25 protein-coding genes and 1 pseudogene are annotated in these 19,664 nt (G+C 58.9%); 19 read left to right on the top strand and 7 right to left on the bottom strand.

The annotated features are described in order from the left end of the window. Window positions 1-60 precede the first annotated feature (60 nt). Window positions 61-705, top strand: a complete 645-nt coding sequence (locus tag C7402_RS08210; RefSeq protein ID WP_112178208.1) for a hypothetical protein — start codon at window positions 61-63, stop codon at window positions 703-705. Window positions 706-1,117: 412 nt separating this feature from the next. On the opposite strand, the gene C7402_RS08205 is transcribed toward C7402_RS08210, so the two are convergent. Together C7402_RS08205 and C7402_RS08200 are read right to left on the bottom strand one after the other, a co-directional pair. Beyond that, on the bottom strand, window positions 1,118-1,432 hold the full coding sequence (locus C7402_RS08205; RefSeq protein ID WP_112178207.1) for a helicase: 315 nt from the start codon (window positions 1,430-1,432) through the stop codon (window positions 1,118-1,120). Window positions 1,433-1,755: 323 nt separating this feature from the next. Further along, entirely contained in the window at window positions 1,756-2,088 is a 333-nt protein-coding gene (locus C7402_RS08200) for an H-NS family nucleoid-associated regulatory protein (RefSeq protein ID WP_244314779.1), read from the bottom strand. A gap of 608 nt (window positions 2,089-2,696) precedes the next feature. Here C7402_RS08200 and C7402_RS08195 point away from each other — a divergent pair. Beyond that, a complete protein-coding gene (locus C7402_RS08195) occupies window positions 2,697-3,317 on the top strand; it encodes an H-NS histone family protein (RefSeq protein ID WP_116610210.1) in 621 nt (206 codons plus the stop codon). 576 nt (window positions 3,318-3,893) lie between these two features. Here C7402_RS08195 and C7402_RS08185 read toward each other — a convergent pair. Beyond that, complete coding sequence (locus C7402_RS08185; RefSeq protein ID WP_112178202.1) at window positions 3,894-4,085, bottom strand: hypothetical protein; 192 nt, start codon at window positions 4,083-4,085, stop codon at window positions 3,894-3,896. A gap of 367 nt (window positions 4,086-4,452) precedes the next feature. After that, a complete protein-coding gene (locus tag C7402_RS08180) occupies window positions 4,453-4,932 on the bottom strand; it encodes a hypothetical protein (RefSeq protein WP_244314778.1) in 480 nt (159 codons plus the stop codon). Window positions 4,933-5,798: 866 nt separating this feature from the next. On the opposite strand from C7402_RS08180, the gene C7402_RS08175 reads away from it, so the two are divergent. From C7402_RS08175 to C7402_RS46855, 4 genes are all read left to right on the top strand, one after another. Further along, complete coding sequence (locus C7402_RS08175) at window positions 5,799-5,981, top strand: helix-turn-helix domain-containing protein (protein WP_112178200.1); 183 nt, start codon at window positions 5,799-5,801, stop codon at window positions 5,979-5,981. A 318-nt stretch (window positions 5,982-6,299) separates the two neighbouring features. Beyond that, window positions 6,300-6,551 carry an AbrB/MazE/SpoVT family DNA-binding domain-containing protein gene (locus C7402_RS08170; protein WP_116610207.1) on the top strand — a complete coding sequence of 84 codons (252 nt, stop codon included), beginning with the start codon at window positions 6,300-6,302 and terminating at the stop codon, window positions 6,549-6,551. Further along, window positions 6,545-6,895 (top strand): type II toxin-antitoxin system ChpB family toxin, encoded by a 351-nt coding sequence (locus C7402_RS08165; RefSeq protein ID WP_116610206.1) that lies wholly within the window; start codon window positions 6,545-6,547, stop codon window positions 6,893-6,895. Before C7402_RS08170 ends, C7402_RS08165 begins: the two co-directional genes overlap by 7 nt. Before the next feature lie 159 nt (window positions 6,896-7,054). Further along, entirely contained in the window at window positions 7,055-7,204 is a 150-nt protein-coding gene (locus C7402_RS46855) for a hypothetical protein (protein WP_165841825.1), read from the top strand. An 88-nt stretch (window positions 7,205-7,292) separates the two neighbouring features. On the opposite strand, the gene C7402_RS46850 is transcribed toward C7402_RS46855, so the two are convergent. Then, complete coding sequence (locus C7402_RS46850; RefSeq protein WP_165841824.1) at window positions 7,293-7,448, bottom strand: hypothetical protein; 156 nt, start codon at window positions 7,446-7,448, stop codon at window positions 7,293-7,295. A gap of 54 nt (window positions 7,449-7,502) precedes the next feature. Between C7402_RS46850 and C7402_RS08155 the strand changes: the two genes are divergently transcribed. The 13 genes from C7402_RS08155 to C7402_RS08085 all read left to right on the top strand — a co-directional run bounded on the left by C7402_RS08155 (window position 7,503) and on the right by C7402_RS08085 (window position 16,334). Further along, window positions 7,503-7,754: a hypothetical protein gene (locus C7402_RS08155; protein WP_116610205.1), complete on the top strand. Its 252-nt coding sequence runs from the start codon at window positions 7,503-7,505 to the stop codon at window positions 7,752-7,754. A gap of 19 nt (window positions 7,755-7,773) precedes the next feature. After that, entirely contained in the window at window positions 7,774-7,998 is a 225-nt protein-coding gene (locus tag C7402_RS08150; RefSeq protein WP_116610204.1) for a hypothetical protein, read from the top strand. Between the two features lie 685 nt (window positions 7,999-8,683). Continuing rightward, window positions 8,684-8,938 carry a hypothetical protein gene (locus C7402_RS08135; RefSeq protein ID WP_116610202.1) on the top strand — a complete coding sequence of 85 codons (255 nt, stop codon included), beginning with the start codon at window positions 8,684-8,686 and terminating at the stop codon, window positions 8,936-8,938. Window positions 8,939-9,455: 517 nt separating this feature from the next. Beyond that, the gene (locus C7402_RS46845; RefSeq protein WP_165841823.1) at window positions 9,456-9,722 is read left to right on the top strand and encodes a hypothetical protein; all 267 of its coding nucleotides are present in this window, start codon (window positions 9,456-9,458) and stop codon (window positions 9,720-9,722) included. Between the two features lie 66 nt (window positions 9,723-9,788). Beyond that, window positions 9,789-10,109 (top strand): hypothetical protein, encoded by a 321-nt coding sequence (locus C7402_RS08125; protein ID WP_133254435.1) that lies wholly within the window; start codon window positions 9,789-9,791, stop codon window positions 10,107-10,109. Between the two features lie 801 nt (window positions 10,110-10,910). After that, complete coding sequence (locus C7402_RS08120) at window positions 10,911-11,207, top strand: H-NS histone family protein (protein ID WP_116610199.1); 297 nt, start codon at window positions 10,911-10,913, stop codon at window positions 11,205-11,207. 535 nt (window positions 11,208-11,742) lie between these two features. Then, complete coding sequence (locus C7402_RS08115; RefSeq protein ID WP_133254434.1) at window positions 11,743-12,003, top strand: hypothetical protein; 261 nt, start codon at window positions 11,743-11,745, stop codon at window positions 12,001-12,003. Window positions 12,004-12,049: 46 nt separating this feature from the next. Next, window positions 12,050-13,240, top strand: coding sequence for an Eco57I restriction-modification methylase domain-containing protein (locus tag C7402_RS08110; protein ID WP_116610197.1), 1,191 nt, complete (start codon window positions 12,050-12,052; stop codon window positions 13,238-13,240). Between the two features lie 198 nt (window positions 13,241-13,438). Further along, complete coding sequence (locus C7402_RS08105) at window positions 13,439-13,627, top strand: hypothetical protein (protein WP_244314777.1); 189 nt, start codon at window positions 13,439-13,441, stop codon at window positions 13,625-13,627. Window positions 13,628-14,213: 586 nt separating this feature from the next. Continuing rightward, window positions 14,214-14,999 carry a hypothetical protein gene (locus C7402_RS08100; protein WP_116610195.1) on the top strand — a complete coding sequence of 262 codons (786 nt, stop codon included), beginning with the start codon at window positions 14,214-14,216 and terminating at the stop codon, window positions 14,997-14,999. A gap of 3 nt (window positions 15,000-15,002) precedes the next feature. After that, complete coding sequence (locus C7402_RS08095) at window positions 15,003-15,605, top strand: RES family NAD+ phosphorylase (RefSeq protein ID WP_112178185.1); 603 nt, start codon at window positions 15,003-15,005, stop codon at window positions 15,603-15,605. Between the two features lie 162 nt (window positions 15,606-15,767). Further along, window positions 15,768-16,034, top strand: a complete 267-nt coding sequence (locus tag C7402_RS08090; protein WP_165841821.1) for a hypothetical protein — start codon at window positions 15,768-15,770, stop codon at window positions 16,032-16,034. A 33-nt stretch (window positions 16,035-16,067) separates the two neighbouring features. Further along, window positions 16,068-16,334, top strand: a complete 267-nt coding sequence (locus C7402_RS08085) for a hypothetical protein (RefSeq protein ID WP_165841820.1) — start codon at window positions 16,068-16,070, stop codon at window positions 16,332-16,334. Between the two features lie 155 nt (window positions 16,335-16,489). Here C7402_RS08085 and C7402_RS08080 read toward each other — a convergent pair. Both C7402_RS08080 and C7402_RS08075 read right to left on the bottom strand, forming a co-directional pair. Beyond that, window positions 16,490-17,862: pseudogene (locus C7402_RS08080) on the bottom strand (hypothetical protein). 732 nt (window positions 17,863-18,594) lie between these two features. After that, on the bottom strand, window positions 18,595-18,798 hold the full coding sequence (locus tag C7402_RS08075; RefSeq protein ID WP_042293433.1) for a cold-shock protein: 204 nt from the start codon (window positions 18,796-18,798) through the stop codon (window positions 18,595-18,597). Window positions 18,799-19,664 lie beyond the last annotated feature (866 nt).

Genomic DNA, 19,664 nt, shown 5'->3' with positions numbered 1-19,664 from the left:
CTCCTGAGTTGGTATTTCAGGGCGGTGCATTGGCAAGACAATCATGCTGAAGAGGGACAAATGAAGAAAGGAAAGGCGAAACTTACGCGTCATGATGCTGAACGACTTTTCGACGGATTACCCAGCGGGAACGTGAGGGTGTCGAGCCGGCCCGAGAATCCATTCGAACCAGGGGCGTTCGCTGCGGTCGAGCGCGTCGACGACGAAGCCAAACTCTGGAAAGACAATCTCATCACTCTCCCGGTAGCGATCGAGTTGCCTGCTGGCTACGAGTCAGTATCCGGCATGCGCGAGGCGATGGCGCGGGCATGGCGCGTGAAGTGGGTGCGAGAGGAGGAAAACGAGGTTGTCGCCGAATTTCCTGAAGGATGGACAGCCGTTCGCCCGGAAAGTGGGCCCATAGCGTTGCGAGATTCGTCAGGCGTGGTCCGTGCCTTGTACGGGTGGGCCGAGGACGCTGAACTCAGGATTCTGCCGCGGTATCTGGTTGAGTCGCAGGCGAACAGTTCAACTGGTCTGGGTAGCCTGGTCGTCCGTGATCGCGCAAACAGCCAGATTCTCGAGAGATCATCAATCTGGTCTGCTAAATCGGGTACCAGTCATCCGGATTGGGGCAGGCTGACAGTGTGGCTCAACTCACACTACCCGCAACATCTGGATCCGTTGCGGTACTGGAAGGATTGCGAGGAAAATATCCAGAATTAAGCGCCCTTTCGATATTTGGGCGCCCGGTTCCCGAGGCAAAGTAACGCTTCCCGGCTTGAAGGCTGCGCTGACAAGTCTGAGCGCTTGATCGAGCCATTGCGGCGGTACGATGGCCTGCTTCGCTCGTTTGGGTCCATGGCATGTCGGGGACCTTCCACCCGTATGGGCGTTTGAGCGCCGACCAGTCTACGAGCGAAGCACGGACGAGTTCAATTGGCTGGCTGAATCAATTGACCATATTCGGCCGTTCGTTACTACCGTACGGATCGTCAACGATCTGCATCGCGGATGCGGTTGCAGAATTGAAGAACCGGAATCAACCGTCTGTAGTCCGTGGAGCGGCTTCGAGACATGGTGCCGCCGCCGTGTAGTTCGCCTCTCAGGTCTGGGATTGCTTCGATCGTCTTGCTTTCTACGCGTCCTTGAGCCAGGGCATTTCCACGGGTGACACCACCAGCTGCCGGAACTCGCGCTTCAGTTCGAAGATAAACCCGACCAGGATCATGGAGTCGGCATAGGGGATCGGAAATACGTGAGGGTTTTCCGCCGCGCGTAGCGGGCGCGTGGGCGTGTCCGCCGTCGTTGCGGCGTTCTCCCGGACGCTTTCCAGTTCGTCAGCCATCGCCTGCCCACTTAGTTTCACGACGCGACTACGCAGGTCGCTGAAGGGTTCGATGCGCGCCCCGTCTTCGTTGTATTCGGGCACTTCATAGATGAACCAGGACATTTGCGTCTCCTGAAAAAAGGCAACCATTCTAACAGTGGGCGCAATTGCGACCGGCCTGATATCTCTGGAGCATCTCAACCCTGGAGAGCGGGTCGTTGCCCTTAAGCAGCCGGGGCGGCTTGACGGCGCTGAAAGCTATAGCGTTGCCTTGAGCTTGACCCGTCGTACGCGGATGCCCCCCACAATCTGGCAAGTCTGCCTGAGAGACGGGTTGACCCCCCACGGCCTTTGTGCGTCATCTGAATGCCTGGAGCGGCGTGACGACCTGAAAGCTATATTCAAGGGGATAATGCCTGCATTCTCACGTTCTGCTCGAAGGCAGCTCAAACGCCCTCCGTCCTGGCTGTTGCCAGTCTGGTACCTGCAAACGGGTCATTGCGCCAGTCGGCACCGGTGCGTTTGCCTGCGTCGCGATTCGATGCGCCGTCAATTGCAAAATGCTCAAGAGACTGCCCGGCGCTGGTCGCCTGAACCACCCATTGTGGCGGGGCGCCTTTGCCATCCCATGTGTTGCCGGACGCGTCCCGGAAACGTACCGCTCGCAGACGCTCCTGGTCTGCCGCAATTGAGGTGGCGACGTCTTCCGGGTTGATTCCGAATTCCACCATCCGTCGCCTCAGGTAGGCGACGATGCTTTCGCGTTTTCTCTCATCCATTTGGTGTATTCTCCGCGCAACAATCTGTCGTTGGGCAGGTGATTGCAAATCGCGTGCCGCCAGGATGCCACGCGACCCAACGTTGCGCATGCCGCGGCAGCGAGGAGGCTGAGCATGTTTAAACGATATTTTGCTGGGAGCGGCGCACGGGAGGCGACCGGTATGAGAGCAGTATAAATCAACCCGTATGCGACACCAGGTTTGCTTGCGCACGTCGAGTCTTATTTTATGCGCTCGCGATTCATCGTGCGATACGAACAGGCGCATCGCTGACTCGAGACCCTACCTCCCCGACCAACGATGCCAGGTACATGTCTGAATAATAGAGAGTTGGTTTTTGTGCGGCGGAATAGCATTCAAACAAAAAAGACAGGGTTCCGGAATGGGTAGGAAAGATCTGGCGTGCGGCTATTCCTGATCTCCAGTGACATTTAGGCCGTTGAGCGCCGCGCTTTCAATTTGCACGAGCGTACTGATAAAGTCATAATCACAACCGCGACGATCGCGTCAATTCTGACGGGCAGACCGAACTTCGAAGTGCCTGGGAAACAAAAACCAGGGAAGTTCCAGGATCGCATGAACGGTAAACCCCACAGCGAGGAATAGAAATGGTTACCCTGGACGCAATCAACTCGAAAATTGCCAAACTCCAGAAGCAGGCGGCGACGATTGCCGAAAAGCAGTCGTCGGTGGGCCTGACGAAAATCCGTGACTTGATGCAAAAGCACGGCCTGACTGTCGCTGACATCGAAGGCTTTGTTGCGAAACGACGCGGTCGTAAACCTGGGACGACGCTGGCGAAGGCGGCAGCAAAAGCCCCGGGTGCGGCAGTTCACCACGTTGCACCGAAATATGCAGATCCGAAAACAGGCGCGACATGGTCGGGCCGTGGACTGGCACCGCTCTGGATTCGCGATGTCAAGGATCGCTCGAAATTCCTGATTGAAGCCGGTGCTACGTCGAAGACTGCTGGCGCGAAGGCCGCTTCAGTGAAGAAGGCTGCTTCAGTGAAGAAGGCTGCTGCGAAGCGAGTCGTGAATAAAAAGGCGGCGAAGACGTCGGGGGCGCCGAAAAAGACTGGCAGAACTGTGGCGGCTCCGGCAAAGGGCGTGCGTGCACGTAAGTCTGCTGCACCCGCCAAAAAGGCTTCGGCACCGCGCAAGGTTGCAGCCAGGAAGGCACCGGCTGTAGTTGAGGCTGCTGCAACGCCCGAAGTCGCCGCAGCGTAACGAGGTCACGGGCGATCGAGTCGTAGCCGGCGGAGCGGGGTGCTGCATACTGCATTGTCGGCCTGCCAGGAGTGATCACTCAGGTCATTCGCGCGTCTCCTCACATCTGGGCGACGCTACGTATATACACGAGGAAGCGCGGACGGAGAGCCGCGCGCCTTCAACCCCATGACAGACCGCTTCGAGCTCGTTTCGCTGGCGTTGCCAGTTGACTGTCTTCCGGAGTCCGTTCCTTCGGCAGTCGGCCAACTGATCTCGGCCGCATGGTCGGGCATGAGCCGCGCGCAGCTCGTGGACCGTGCCCGTCGATTCGACATGCGTGCAACGCTGCGGGTGCAGCCCGGTATCGGACTGGATGGGCTCACGCGGTTCAGGCTTGGGCTCAGCTTTGCCGATGGGAGTTTCGAACTGATCGCTCATGTCCGTCGTATCGTTCGCCGCCGCCCAGGCGCACGACGCCAGAAGCCCTCAGTGCCTCCAGCACGCGATGTCAGGCAGCAAAGCCTTTTCTGAGTTTTCCGAGTTCGCAGTTAGCGCTGTGATCAGACCTGGTTTCGCTGCGCAGAAAGCATCCGGCTAGAGAATCCGGAGATTGCGAATTTTTCCAATCGACGGTGAGCGTTCGACGATCAGGTTCGTGATGAACTCAGGCAACAGGGCGCGCGGCACGTTTGCAGGAATATCGGTCACGAGTTGCGAAGGCACCTGAACGATGAATTCTTCCGGCGCCGAGGCGAGGCTATGTTCGTAAGCGACGCGAATTTCCATGTTGTTTTCGTTCTGGGATGTGGCTGCTGGCAGGGAGTTCTTTGTGCGCGGGGCTGAGCGTGCTGGACGCAGTGTAGCGCGGGATACCCCTTGCTTCGTTCCGTTGGGCGTCGCTGAATGGCCTGTTGTGAGTGCTTGCGCACTTTTGCCGGCCTGCGTAGGCTACGCCGCCGCCGCCGATTTCATCTACTTGCAACGCGCATACGGTGGTTTGAACTCCGTCTACGGGGCGTTGCCAGCCTGTGTCAGGAATATCCGTATGATGTTGCGTGAGACCCCCGCCCGTCTACGCGTCTTCATTCATCGCCGGACTTCAGTGCACGCTCACTGACGGATGTCTGTTCCGGGTACGTAATGCGCGACGGCGCTATCGTGCAACTTGAAGGTGGCTGTCATTGGTGCGGGTCCCACGCGCGGCCAGATCGACGAGCTTTCCGAGGTGGTCACTCGCCCGGACGACGATCTCCATCCGGGTCACGCAGAGCTGGCGGTCGTACTCGTTCACCACGGCGGTGAGGCCCTCGATCAACGATTGGGGCACAGTCCACACGCCTATGCGATCGGCATCGTTGAGTACCTCGTCGAGGTCACGTTCAACGCGTTCAATCTCCCCGATATCAAGCTCTCCGTGTCCCGCGCGGGTGATGAAACTCGCGATGATGATGATCTGGGAGACGAGATTCAGGAGGGGGCGGTCTGCTTCGCCGTTGCGCAGACGCTCAACCGCTATCCGCGCGCGCAGCGCGAGATCTGTGGATTCTTTCCGGGCCATCGGCAAAAACAGTGACTTTGCATGCGTACCTGCCGGTGGCTTACGCGATGGTCGATAGCGCTTCTTGTTGGGCATGTCTGGTTGCCGGTCGATGAATTTCGTAGCGGATATGGGGCCCTTCGCGCCAGGCTCAAGAGCGAATGGCAAATTTATCTTTGAACTGGCTTCGTCTCCCAGTCGTTCCACCGTATCGGTAACGGACATCCGCAGGTGCGATATGTAACGACGCAGCGTGGGGCGACCGAGTGAGTATTCACGTGCCGCGATCCAGGAGTATCGCAATCTGCGCGCAACTAACTGTCATCCGCTGCCGCACACTGCCCGCGCCGTTCCGGCGGCAGAAGAGACGATGCGCCGGCGGGAGGCGCTGTAGAAGGGCGTCCAGAGACACGGTGGCTTTCACATGACGTTGAGCTTTGTCGCCGCAACGGGTTTAGCTCTGCGCCTGCCGATAGCACCGGCCGAAACGTCTGGCCAGCGGTTTCCCAGTTCGACGTGTCAGGCGGGACAGGCAATAGTCGCCCCAGTACGACAGCGCCGGACGAATGCGGGGAGGCATGCTGAGCGCTGGGCCCAGGCATGGATGAATCCGCGCGGGCTGCCGGCCGGAGCAAACATCGTTGAGCCGGAAAGCAGGTGTGCCATCTGAGCTAAGACGCGGCGGTGCATGCATCTCCTGCACATTCAACCCCCTTCGGTTCGAGCAACGATACGTGTTCCTCCGGCAGATGCAGGCCGCCGAGCGCAGTCGCGCAGCAAAACGCCGGCGCCCGTCACAGTGGCCTGTCGACGATGCGCAGCACGAATCAGGGGCTGTGAGTTCGCGACCAGATTGCCTGGTGCGGGGCATCCAATGCAAATCTGGAGGTTGACACTATCACCAGTCGTGACAAAATGTCGCTCTAAATACCGATTCACCGGGACATTTTATCAAAATCGCAATGAAGCCTGCGGACCTCTCTTTTGCTTTGGCGCGCCTCGGTTGGACTCAGGTGACGTTCGCCGAATACTCGGGCTATGACCGCCGAACCATCAGTCGATGGATCAGCGGAAAATCTGCCATTCCGCTGCTTGTCGAAAGGCATCTCGATCTCCTCCTCGCCATTCGTGAACGGTTGCCCTGAAGCGCGTCTGGAGTCGGGTGGACGGTATGAAGTGTCAACGCTGCACTCCCCGCCACCCGAATTGCCCGACTCGCATCAAACGGTCGTGATGCCACGGGCGCGCTAGTGATGCGAAGGATGCCGGTGGCGTTGCGCTGGTGCATCCCGTTGACGCCTGGAGGTGCTCCACTCGCGTTAGCCTTGAATGCAGTCGGTAATTGTCCATGTCCAGTTCGGTCGCCCTTGGAATGTTGCTGCTCAATGTATCCTCATTGTAGATACATACTGCTTGCACTCAATTCGCGATGTTTCTACAATGGATACACATCAGGGGTTAATATGGAACTTAAAATTCAGAAGTGGGGTAATAGCGCGGCGGTTCGTCTGCCTACTGTGCTCCTCGAGCAGATCAACGCATCGGTCGGCGGTTCGCTGAACGCGGACGTGCGCCCGGACGGCTTACTGTTGACCCCGGCCCGTCGTAAATACACACTGGACGATCTCGTTGCCCAATGCGACCCGAAAGCCCCCATTCCGGCCGACCTGGATACTTGGGGTGAGGTCAAGCCAGTGGGGCGTGAAGCATGGTAAAGCGTGTCAAGTTCGAGCGAGGCGATATCGTACGCGTGAGCTTGAATCCGGCTGTCGGCCGTGAGCAGCAAGGCGCTTTTCGTTCTGCACTTGTGCTCTCTCCCGCCGCGTTTAATGCCTTGGGTGTGGCGCTTGTCGCACCGATCACCCAAGGCAGCGCATTCGCCCGCTTTGCAGGCTTCGCGGTGCCACTCTCAGGTTCGGAAACGGAAACGCAGGGCGTGGCGCTTGTGAACATGGTGCGCATGCTCGACCTGGAAGGGCGCGGCGCGCGCAAGATCGAATGCGCGCCCGTTGAAGTGGTCGAGGACGCACTGGCCCGGCTTCAAACGATTATTGAGTAGTGAAGACAACGAGAAGGGAAAAGCATGGACATAGCTGCACTGACCGCAAATGGGTTCGTCCCGACGATCTATGAAGGCCAGGAAGGAACTTTCTATGCCAAGAGGATCGCGGCGCGCGATATGCAGTATTTCCATTAGCATGTTGTCGACGAAGACGAGGTGAGTGAATTGGACGTCGTTATCGTTGAAGTCATGCCCGGCGATTTGGTCCAGTTGACCGTCGAAGGTCGTGACTATTGCGAAGAGCCGGTTGGTGTCGATACCGATGAATGCCGTGCGCTTCTGCGCGATGCAGGTTTGAACTGCTGAAGTGGAAAACGGGGAAAAGATGGAAGAACTTTACAGCATCGACGTATCGCGGGCCGGCGACACTGTGTGGGTGACGGGGCACGATGGTTCATGTGTAGGGCGATTCAGCAAGCGCTTTGGCATCGACGTACATCGGACCGTAACCGATCAGATGGCCGGCGCGGACCAATGCCTGCATTGCACGCACGAGGCGGCTGGCGAAAGCGAATGGCACGTTTTCCGTGAAGCTGTCCTGAGGCATCATGGGATCGACGTTCCGGTCGACACAATCCGTTTTTGAACAAGGAGGACTACAGACATGCGACCTATCGATGCGACGCCGCTGAAGGACTTTCCCAGAGAAGTGATTGTCTTGGACAGCAAAGTTGCGGAACGTCATGCGAACGAGGCATTTTATCTCCGCGTTCAAGTGAACGATGAGCAGATCCGGGCGGTGCGACTGACCGGTGAGGTTACGCTCCCTGGCGCTCGCAATGCCGCGGTTCGCCTCGGATACAACCCTACGCACTGGCTCGAAACACGTGTCGGCTTTCCGGTAATGTTCGACTAACCATTACACGCTGGAACATATGAGCGAGATCCTAACCGATGCCGAGCGTGCCGCGATCCGCGCCGTGGCGGCACAAGACAAGACCCAGCTTGATGCTGCACGTGCGGCGTACGATCGCGCAGCCCCGAAGCATGGCGTCGATTCGTGCGTCGAGCTTCAATTCATGTCGGAGCTGCTTGCGCCGATACCCGACCTGATGTTGCGCTCCCGTTATCGCGCAGCCGTGTTGTCCAGGCCGCGGTGAATCGGAGAACCAATATGACGACGCGGAATTCGGCGACCGACGAGCCCCTGCACCGGGAGCCGACGAGAGCCGAGATTGAAGACATGGCCAGGGCGCACGAACCGCACGTGTGGGCGCTGGAGCCGCCGGACTGCTCGTCGGCGCGATACCGGCTCGCCTCACTGGTGCGGGCAGAAGATGTCCTTCGTGAGCGGCGTGGATTTCCGTTGACCAGAGCCTTCGATTGACCGGAAAGCGATGCCCGGGCCGGCCACTGATTAACAAGGGAAGAAAAATGTCGAGTTTGTTGGAATGCCTCCGCTCTTTGCCGGGTGACCTGGTGATGCGGGATCTGGCAGCGGTGCGTGATCAGGACTCGACGGTCGAAGAGCATATTGCCCGAGTAGCGCGCGACGAAGACGGGTACGAGGTTAGACATGAGCCTCGCAATTACGGCCGGAGCACGACAATCGCCGTCGGATTGATCAACGGTCCAGCGATCTTCCGTGAAATCGGGTAGCTAACTTGCGCAAGCCATGCTTCGTCGAACATCTGTGCGGGAGTGCTTGAATGCCTGTTCAAGCGCAGCCGGAACGACGCGCAAATGGTCGAACCAGCGAGTGGCGCAGCTTTGCACATCAGTACAGAGACCGTTGAGTCGCGTGAAGGCTGCGTCGAGATTCGCTCAAATATCTAGGAGTTCGTGATGCATATCACCCTCGACACCGCGAAAGCGATCTATCGCGAGGCGGTCGATTCGCGCGCAAGCGATGGCGAAGGTGCTACATGGTGGGATGAGGTCGCTGCCGAAGTGCGCGACGTGATCGCTGCGCGCACTGTGATCGAGGCGGCTAACGTGATCGCATGGTGGCATCACGACTGGGCGGTCGTATCCGATACGCCGCGTGCCGCTGCGAAGCGGATGCGAGACGCCGCCCGAATGCTGCGTTCCAAGGCGTAGAAAACTAGAGCATGCAGTCCCAATATCGTCTCGATCCGGAAATCACAGGGGGTGAGGGGCGTGGTTTCCGTGAGTTCGACTGGTATTTCGACGCACGTTGAGGCGGCCTCGACTGGCTTTTGCAAAGGCATCTGGGTCGATCGCGGTGCACTGGCTGGCGATCTCGACAGCCGTTTTTCGTCGTTCCTGCGCGCAGTTGCGCGTCTCGCGAATATGCCCGGGTGTTTGCGCGTGCATGAGGTCCGGCATACACCTCGGGACTGCGGCCGGAGCATGACAGACGTCGTTGGCCTCATCGTTGGCCCAGCGATATTTCGAGAGATGCAGTAGGTCCACGGAGATGAGAAGACATGGCAAGACCCGAAGCTGACGTACCCGAGGACGGCGAATATTGGGCGATCTGCCGGGAAAGGAACCTTCTGTCTGCCGCCGCTAATGGACACAGTGGCGTATTCCCAAAGGCGAAGGTTACGGTGAGTCACGGCTGGGCGACTTTCCGCCGCGACGGCGAGGAGATATGGAACTGCAACGCACGGTATGCTGCCGCGAATTTCGGGCTTCAGAGGCTATAGGGAGAGAACAACGCTACCGGCCCGGTCGCGCCGCCGAAAATGAAGCGCAAGGGATCGTCCGCTCACGCTTTCTCGATGCTATGTCCGCATACTGCGAGGATGACGCAGTCATGTATGACGGCGAGACCGGAAAGGTGCTGACGGCTACAACCGGTGACTGCGCGATGGAGATAGCCTGGCAGGATGCGGCGAGGCGCGCCGCGCTCCCCTGAAATGCAAAAATGAATGGACGAGGGATGCCACACGTGAGCGGCATGCTGCACCGCAGGAGCAAAGCAATGGATGATGAACGGAAGGCAAGGATCGGCGCTATCGCTGGCAAGCTCGTTCAGGAAGTGATGTTGACCGGACTGACGTGGGATGAGGCAGTCGCTGCGCTGGGGCTGGCTGCGAAAGAGACCGCACAGGCTGCGGCGAGTGCAGGTCATGCCCCGGCATCTGAATGCCTCGCGCTCGCGCGCCGTTGTTTCGAGGATGCATTTGCGCAGGAGGTCCATGTCGTCATTGCGGACGGCAGTGCGCAGAGGCGCGACGCTGATTCCGACGAGAATCCGCTTCTGGCGACGGCTCGCCGTCGCCAGACGTCGAAACTCCATTGATCCGGAACGCGTTTTTAAAGGGCGAAGGCTGTGGTCGTCAAGATTTGTGCGCAGTCGGGCGCCCCGGCGGCACTTGACACGACGTCCCTCTCATCCAGGCCGATGCAGACGGCCCCTCCAATCCTCTCTTCGCCCCCAGGCTGCCTTCGTCCAATAAGATCCGGCTTTCACGAACTCCAGTGGCGTTGGACTACGCCGTTGATCCAATGCACGCGGGTAGGCAGGTGCTTCGAATTTGCGGTGTTCAGGCTACGGATGGATTAACCTTCGATTTCTTAACTGGATTTTTTCCAGTCCAGAAAAATAGGAGTCCGATATTACCCATTCGCAACAACGTCATGATCCATCATTTCTGGAAATTGATGACGTCATCGCAGGATCGGTAAGCATTCCATGGATTTCAGAACCTCCACTGAGTAAGTCAGGCATAAAGACTCACAGCCAGGGGGCGCGCAAAGACTATACCGGTCAATGAGTAATGCGGTTGCTTTGCCCAGTCGATCATTTACGTGTCTGGTGCAGGTGCGCGTGATATTTGCAGTTTTCTGAGGCCACGCTTCAAAGCTGGCATTATCCATAGATCGACTCGCGGCTAGCAAACGGGTCTGGCGTTGTGACGGGCCGTTCTGGTAAAAAAGTGCGGGCGTTCGCCGTAGATCCGTAAGTAGAGGGTTGACGCCGCTGATGAATTATCGGTTCTCAGACCATCGTCTTACCGGCCGATGAGCCGGCCCAGTTCCAGTCAGCGTCGAGGGAAAATCACTACCATGAGTGCATGGTTTCTACATGGGGAGATAATTCATGGCAACGTACAGGGAACTGAAAGCACAACTCGCCGAACTCGAGAGTCAGGCGACCGCCCTCCGTCAGCAGGAGTACGACGCGGTTCTCGCGGATATCCGGGAAAAAGTCATCGAGTTCGGATACACGGAGCGGGAGATTTTCGGGAGTCGTCGCGGCAGGCCGAGGCTTTCGCATAGTGTGTCACCCGCGAAATATCGCGACCCCGCGACCGGGGCTACGTGGTCCGGCAGAGGGCGCGTACCCAACTGGATCAAGGACGCGAAGAATCGCGACCGGTTTCTGATTCGCGAATAGATCGTTTTGCCGTGGGGCTGACTCTGGTCTGCTTGCGGTACCGATGTCAATGACCTGGCTGTTGTTTTGCCCGGTCGTCTTTCAGGGGCGACCATGAGTTGCGAAGATCCGGTGTGAGGGGCCTTCCATTGCGGCTGTTCGCAACGGCGCACAGACACGCACCTCGCAGCGCGCATATTCGAACAGTCATCGGTGACTGCCACGCGAAGGCAGTCCCTCTCATCTGCGTAAAAATTGAATAAAAATAATTCCTGTTTAAATTTTTTGAGTTCAAAGATTATTCGAGAATATATGGTTGTTGATAGCGTAAGGGTTGCAGAAAATCTGCCGCCGGAATGCAGGATAATTCGGCATTGAAAGTTTTCGAGCGCGGTGCACACGGAAACTCGTGCCGCTAGACCGCTGTAGCCGGCGACTTCTGCGTTCAACGCGTCGAGCAGCTCGGTATCTTCGCAAGGCGTGACGCGTATTCCACTATGAAGGAGATGCGTTTCTGATGCTGACAGTGGCCGTGCGTCATAGGACAATACGCAGCATGTCTTTAGTCGAATATGCACATAGGTGTGGCCGCGCGTTCATCGCTGAACTCGAACGCGATGAGCAAAAATCGCTTGGCCAGTTCATGACGCCTCCCGCAATCGCCGCGTGCATGGCGCGCCGCGCCGTTGCTGGAGTCGAGGGTGCGACCGTCAGAGTACTTGAGCCCGCCGCAGGTGCTGGCATTCTTGCCGCAGCCGCGGTGTCGGAACTTCTGGATCGGGCTAGGCCGCCAAAGGTCATTGCCCTCACTTTTTGAGGTGGACGACCGACTGTTGCCGTCGCTTAGACGACTCGCAGATCGTATGCGCAAGGCCGCCAGGGCACGTTCTGTACGGCTCACGTGCTCTATTCGACCCACTGATTTTCTCTTGTCGGACGAGGCAATCAATGGTCGAGCGCTGGCAGACATCATCATCGCGAACCCGCCTTACCTGAAGCTTAACAAGTCGGACGAGCGTGCTTCGGCCCATGCTTACGCCGTGTACGGCCAGCCAAATATCTATGGCCTGTTCCTTGCCGCGTGTGCACGACTCGTCGACGCCACTGGCCGGTACCGTTTTATCACGCCACGGTCATGGCTCAGTGGCTCGTATTTCGCAGCGGTTCGCAGACAGATGTTGCATTGGCTGCGGTTCGACGCATTGCATGTGTTCGAAAGCCGGAAAGCGCACTTCTCCGACGATCAGATTTTGCAGGAGGCAGTTATCCTTTGGGCCACAGCGCGCGCGGAGCGGGAGCCGAATCTGGATATCCTTGTCAGTCGTAGTCAGGGTGTGGCGGACCTCGGCGCGGCAACGGTCACGGCCGTGGCGTTCGCTCGGCTGGTCGGAGCGGACAACGAGCGGATGATTGCCCTGCACGGCGAACAAGAGGATGCGTTTCACCGCTGGAGCGACACCCTCGCAACTCATGGCCTGAGGGTGTCAACAGGGCCGGTAGTGGCGTTCAGAGCGACTGACTTTATCCAAAGTCACGTAGGCAAAAAGACTGTCCCCCTTCTGTGGATGCAGCACGTTCGCCCCATGCGCATGCAGTGGCCGATCCAGAAGAAACGCGAACACATTGCCGCCGTCGAAGCGTCGGCCTGGATGCTCGTGCCCAATCAACCCATGGTCGTCCTCCGACGGTTCAGCCCCAAGGAGGCAGAACGCCGGATCACTGCGGCTCCGTATTCCGGGGCATTACCCGGCGCCACAATTGGCCTCGAGAACCATCTGAACTACATCGTGCGCCAAGGCGGAACGATGACGGTCGACGAGGCTAAGGGGATCGCCGCTTTTCTAAGCAGCGAACTGGTGGACGCACACTTCCGTGCGCTCGCCGGGAGTACGCAAATCAATGCCACTGAGTTGCGCAAGCTGCCGCTGCCACCGATGAGGCAACTGGTTGAAATTGGTCAGCGTCTGTTGGTGCACGCGACGCTGGCCCAGGTCGACAGCCTTGTCGAGGAAGTTCTGCTTCGAGATGCACCCAGCGAAGCAAAAGGTGTGTAAGCGCCCGGGGAACACATCTAGACGGCGAGAATTTCGTGGCACCCTCTCAGCTTGCCGGGCTGACGCGATGAGATCGCGTATCGGTGCCACCGAGTTCGTCTCTCGGATCGTCCGTTTCCACTGAGTTATTTCACCATGCGTCTTACAGTTGCCCAAGCTAACCACGTTGCAAAGGTCTTTCCGGAGTGTCGTACTGAGATGACCGACTTCCTCGAGGCTGGTGCTGAAGTGGTGATCTACAAGCAGAACAAACGCGGCAGCGATGTCCCGCCCTATGCAATCGCCGTTGCCGGTACCGCCTTCTGGATTGATTGCTGCGAGACACCGGAGGATGCAACAGTGCTGGCCCACTCCCTCGGCCTCAACGTCGTTGAGGTGCGCCGGTAGTTCGACTCTGCGTGCGCTCCGGCAGCTGGCCGACGCGTCGATCGGGAGTTCTTCTTGTTGGGCATGTCCGGTTGCCGGTTGATCAGGATCTTGCGTGCGATATTGAGATCGTCAGCCCGGAATCAAGTGGGAGCGCCAGATTTAGGTTTGCACGATCGGGGTTGCGAGCCCGGTGGTGGGTCCGTGCATGAGACCTTCCTGTGTACCGTTTACTGCGGTCCTCCATCTTTCCCATCTCCTCACAGGTCGCTGCGCCGAGGGCGTACTGACACGCGGGGCGTCCGCGGAAGACCGTGTACCGCGCGCCGACGTCCCCCGATCAGATGATGGCCGGACAGACAGGTTCGCAAGTCATCGGTGCGAGACGCAACTAACCGTCAAGCGCTCCTCCTGACCGCAAACGCCTGCCGGCGGCAAAACAATGGCGTGCAGCAAGGCGGCATTTAATAAGGGGCGGAGCCGTTTGCGCCACCACGACAGCTGGCCAGTGGATTGGCAGGTGAGATTCACTTCCTTTACTTCCTTGACAAGCTTGACGATGTCTCCATATCCGGGATAGGCTTAACCGGTCCCTTGGAGAAGGCTCATGTCTACGGCAACCATTCAGGCGTCAGAGTTTTCGCGGCTGCTTATGCGTGCTGCGAAGGTGCTGGATCGTACCGGCGCGCGCACCCCGGAAGCGATCCGCAAGGTCGTGGCGACTTCAATGCAGGCCGATATCGGTCAGCTTCCCGCTAAAAAGCAGCAGCGATTCGCGCAGTCGATCGCGCTGTTCGCACAGGGATTCGATGATGCGCTGACAGCCGTAGCCGACGCTGCGGTTGAAGTCGCGCCGTCGAGGACGCCAGGCGCGGGCCACAGCCGCCGTGCTCCCGCACAGCGCGCCCGCACCGCAGTGGACCCCAGGGCAGGGCGGCGTGCCGGCGCGTCCTCCGCCGAAGCGGAAATGTTTGCAGAAGCAATGGCCGCCCGAGCGAAACTCGCAAGGGAAGGCAAACTGCTTGAGCCTGCGGAGTTCATGGGCCGCGCAGGTGTCACGCGGCAGGCAATCAACCAGCGGCTGAAGACCGGTTCCCTCTTCACGGTCGATGGTCCCAACGGGGTGAGCTATTACCCGGCTTTTTTTGTGGACGAGAGCCTCGACCGCCGCACGGTTGCCCGCGTCTCCAGGGAGCTCAAAGAGTTGCCAGGTGCCAGTAAATGGGCGTTTTTCACGAACCCGCGGCGCTCACTCGGCGGCCTCACCCCGCTGGAGGTAATCGGTGGCAAGCAGCCCGGGCGCAGGCAGGGCGGTCGCAACAGCATTGATCAGGTAGGGAAGGTCAACCTGTCGATGGTCCTGCGGGCCGCAGCGGGCTACGCGGAGGAATAACATTTGGTTGCCCGTGCTCTCAGGAACCCCGCGAAGAATTTCAGCACGTTTGCGTTGCCGGTCGTCAAAGTGAAGGCCAAACGTCTGGTCAGGATCTCAAGTTATGACTCAAACGAACCGCATTTTGGACGCACCGCGAGCCACCGCTTTGACGATCCGAAAAGGGAATACGGGACCAGTTACTTTGGCCTGAATCTGGCCACGGCGGTCGCAGAGTCCCTGCTGCATGATCTCGAGCCGGTTGGGACCCGATATCAGGTCGCGGCCGATGAAGTGAAGCGGCGCTTTATCCATACGTTCGAGGGGATGGACCTGACGCTTGCAGATCTGACCGGCCAGGGCATGAACGTACTTGGCGCACACGCCGGGCTGTTTGGCACGGCGAATTACGGAATTCCGATGCGCTGGTCACGGGCGATCTACACGCATCCGGCTCATGTGGACGGAGTACTCTACGTGTCGAGAATGATGGCTCCAGAGCTGGCCGTCGTGCTGTTCGACAGAGGAGGGAGTATCGCACTGACCCAGCGCACACCATCGACGGCGTTGGCGCGTAGCGCAGCGTTCGCGAAGGTCCGAAAAGCCCTGCATATTGCGTACACGTAGTCAGCGACGTTGCTGGCGTGGCGCGCTCGCAGAAAAGGCGTGCGTGAAGCCTGGGCTTTTCTGCCCGCCCGTGCGCTGTAAAATTCGTCATGCAGCACCCGTTACGTTCGAAGGCGAGTCATGCCTCGAGTGATGATGGCGACGCGGCATTGGAGAGAGAAGATGAAAACGATGTCAGCTGCGCAATGCGCACATGTTGCGAAGGTGTATCCGGAATGCAGGGGCGAGATGGCACATTACCTCTCGTGCAGCCCGGAAGTTGTGATCTACCGCCAGAACGAATGTGGCGATGACGTTCCTCCCTACGCAATCGCCGTTGCCGGAACAGACTTCTGGGTCGACTGTTGTGACACGCCTGACGAGGCGGTGGCGCTCGCCCGCTCGCTGGGACTGACGGTGACGTGCCTGCCAGAAGCAGGGCAACGCTGACCTGACACACGATTGCCGCCGGATTAACAGGAAATGAACGTGACGCAACCTTACGCCATTGACGTGTCCTCGCTGGGCGATACCGTGTGGGTGACCGCGCACGACGGCTCGTGCGTGGGGCGATTCAGCAAACGCTTCGGAATCGACGTGCATCGAACCGTGACCGAACAGCTGGCCGGTGCGGACCAATGCCTGCACTGCACACATGAGCCGGCTGGGGAAGGTGAATGGCGGGTATTTCGGGACGCTGTGCTTCAGCATCACGGGATCGATGTCCCGTTCGATACGATCAGGTTCTGACGATGGAAAACAGGATGTCTACGTTGCTTTAGCCCGGCCAGGCAGGTCGATGGCAAGTCGACCTGACAGGGCGCAACTTTTGTGCATACCGGAACCGGGCCCCCTGATGCGCCTTGTACATCATGGCGCGAGGAGCCTGGTCCGCAACTACAGGCTCATAACAGGATTGCCTGCTGCAGCAGTTCCAGGGCTTTCAGTTCGTCCAGGCGACCCGTGCGTGCCTTGCCTGCCAGCGTCTTGATCAAGGCTTCTGCTATCGGCTCAATACCGTGAAGATTGTCCAGGCTCGTCACGGAAGCGAAGGGGCGGGTTGCCGGGTTTCGCTGCGGTACGGCGGACGCGGCGAACGACTCAGGGGTTGCTGGTGTGCCTGCCCGGGCAACGTCGTTATTTGTTCAGGCAGGCGAGCGGCAAAGTCATCGGGAAAGCCATTTACAGGATCTTGCTCGCTGGTCACGATCGCCTCTTTCTCACCTGCGACATCCGCAGAAACAGCTGACGGCCGTTCTGCATCGCCCGCCCGCGTGCGCCGTCCACGCGCCTTCGTGACGGCGGTCTTCGCTGGCACATCGTTCATTGCAGGCGCAACCGATTCGGGCTGTTGAGCGGATGCACGTCCGCGCGGCGCAGGCGCAAGCATACGCGACACCGACACCGGAATATCGTCTTCGGAGCGCGGGGTGTCCAGCCAGCCCGCTGGCAAACCAAGGCGCTCCGTGAACCGGTTTGCTTCAACCGTGTCCAGGCGTTTCTTGCCATGCAGCCGGTGGGCCATGTTGGACCCACTCAGGTCCATGACCACACCAAGCTTTGCTTTCGATCCGTTGTGACTCGTGAGAACGTGGAGGTTCGCACGTCGGATGTTCTCTACGTCGGCGTCATCGGTGAGTGCCAGCGATTGCTGCTTGGTCGTTTCAGGGGACGTTCTGTCTTTTGCACGCGAAGCTTTTTTCGGCGTCTGGGCTCCGGGCTGTCCGGCCGCAGCGCCAGGACTGGTCTTGACGGCCTTGGTCGTGCCGCCGGTTGGTTTCCTGGGCATTTGCGCTTCCTCGGACAAACTGTCTTCAAGAGATGGTTGCTGATCGACGGTCAGGGCAGACGCCGGATTGGATGCTTCGGACTCTCCATCCTGTCCGTCGTCTGTTTGAATGAAGTCGAGTGGCGACTTCAGCCGGGAGATCGTCTCGGCTGTGAGCCCGGGATTGGGCTGGTCAAAAAAACCGTGCGGCAACCCGAGCGTAGTTTCCATATGAAAGGCGGTCTCGGGTGTGAATCTCTCGCCCTTCATGAGTTCGGCCACGCGCGTCATCGTGGACTCAAGCGCAATGGCGATATTTTCCGCGCCCACTGCGTTGACGAGAAACTGGAACGACCGTGTCTTGAAAACGGAGGCCGTCTGTGTGGAGTCCTGGACAGCCGCCTTCACATACGGCTGTCTCTGCCGGTTGGGCTGAGGCTTCTTTTCGTGGCGAGGTTGGCGTTGGCCGCTGTCGCGGGATCCCGCATATCGCCCGCGGGCTTGACTCATATAGTAGGGCTCCATGCGAGCGGTGACATCCTGAAGACGATCATTATAAACGCCGCGCAGTTGATATTTGATGCTTCATTCGCACAAGGATGCGTAAATGTACGCCCGGGCGAGGATGACGGGCTTCATGAAGTACGGGTTCTCCGTGGAGCATATGAAATAAATAGGATGGCGAATTAAGTACCGTAATAATACAGGCAACCATTCGTGGCCCCGCTTGAGGCGTCAAGGGCGTTTGAGCCAGTTGACGTGGCGAATAGCTCGGGGGACGACGGTGCCGACGGCAAGCCGATATTTTGTTCGAGGAGGGCGCAGTACTCTGCTTGCCACCTTGAATCGTCGGATCGACGAATGGAGCGAGGGCTTGCACAGCCCGCTCATGACGCTGGCCGCCGTCAACCGGCCACCAGCGAAGCCGCGCTCGAGAATGAACGATACATTCGAGATTCCCCTGAAAGCACGGCTCCCGGCGTCGATCGACTGGGGGGTGGCATCGACGGTCGCCTGCCGAGGATAGCGCCGCCAATTTCCGGTACTTGCCTCGCCTGATTTGAACAATCTACATGGCAAACGGAGTCCCGGTCACCGGCATCTTGCGCGGGACCGCGGCGGCTCGCCACGGATGCGTCCCGAGGTGCTGTGGGCCGCGACATCGGTGGGCAGTCTGGCATGGTTAGAGGGTAAAAAACGGCCCGCAGAGCGGGCCACACATCGGGATGCGATGCGCCCCGGTCAGGCGGGCTTGATATTTGCGGCCTGCTTGCCCTTCGGCCCCATCTTCACATCGAAGCTAACTTTCTGGTTTTCCTGCAGCGACTTGAAGCCTTCCGTCTTGATCTCGGAAAAGTGGGCGAACAGGTCTTCGCCGCCGTCATCCGGGGTAATGAAGCCAAAGCCTTTCGCATCGTTGAACCATTTCACTGTGCCAGTTGCCACTTTCTGAATCCTGTCGATGTTGAAACCTGAAAAACGCGAGAGTACGGCATCGCATAAGGGCGATCACCCGCAAGGGACGACTTTTTACCACGCCGGGATGACACCTGCCAATCAGCAGGTCCACGAACAACACAGGTCCGGCTTTCAGGGACCCAGGCACGTTGCAGACATTTGTCGTTCTGATCCGTGGTGACGGCATAGGATGGCTGCGCCGCGAAGACTGATTCTGAAACGGAACAGGAAAGGCACCTGAGAAGAGTCGCCGAAACTTCGACGCATTACAGATTCCTCCCTCGTCACACTCGAAAGGCAGGTCTGCGTCACCATTCTGGTGCGCTCCTGCCCTTCACACACAGCGACGGGCGAACGATGACGTGCAAGCGGGCCCGAACCGGTTTCGCAGTGCCAACCCGGAGACTGCAGAGGGCATGTTACGCTTGGTCGACGCTACCGGTGCCTGATCCCGACGCTTAACGTCACAAGTGATGCGAATGTCGTGGATATTCACCTGCGCGTCAGTGCTTGAAAGTGAAGAGCGTCCAGTTCACTTCACGCGACGTCGAAGCGGGGATGGGCATCTGACGAGCTTTCGGGCGATGTTGCGTGCGCCCGTCGCGCTCGATTATCCTCACGGCGGGTGGGTAGCAGGATTGAATGAGCGGACGTCGTCAGCAGTCTTTGCCGTGATCGGCGACGCCGACCTGGCGCTAACCGGGGCGAAGGTGCCATGAACAGTTTCATACAGATCGGGGCCAATGTGGTGTTCTCTTCGGTCGTCCTGAGCCCTAACTGGGGGCGAGAGTGTCAGGGTACGGAAGCGATATCGCGACAGGAACAGGTCGGGCCTGCATCTTCGCGCGTCGCTG

This window comes from Paraburkholderia unamae (assembly GCF_003096875.1).
GTDB classification, from domain to species: Bacteria; Pseudomonadota; Gammaproteobacteria; order Burkholderiales; family Burkholderiaceae; genus Paraburkholderia; species Paraburkholderia unamae.
This window is presented reverse-complemented; position numbering and strand designations above follow the sequence as displayed.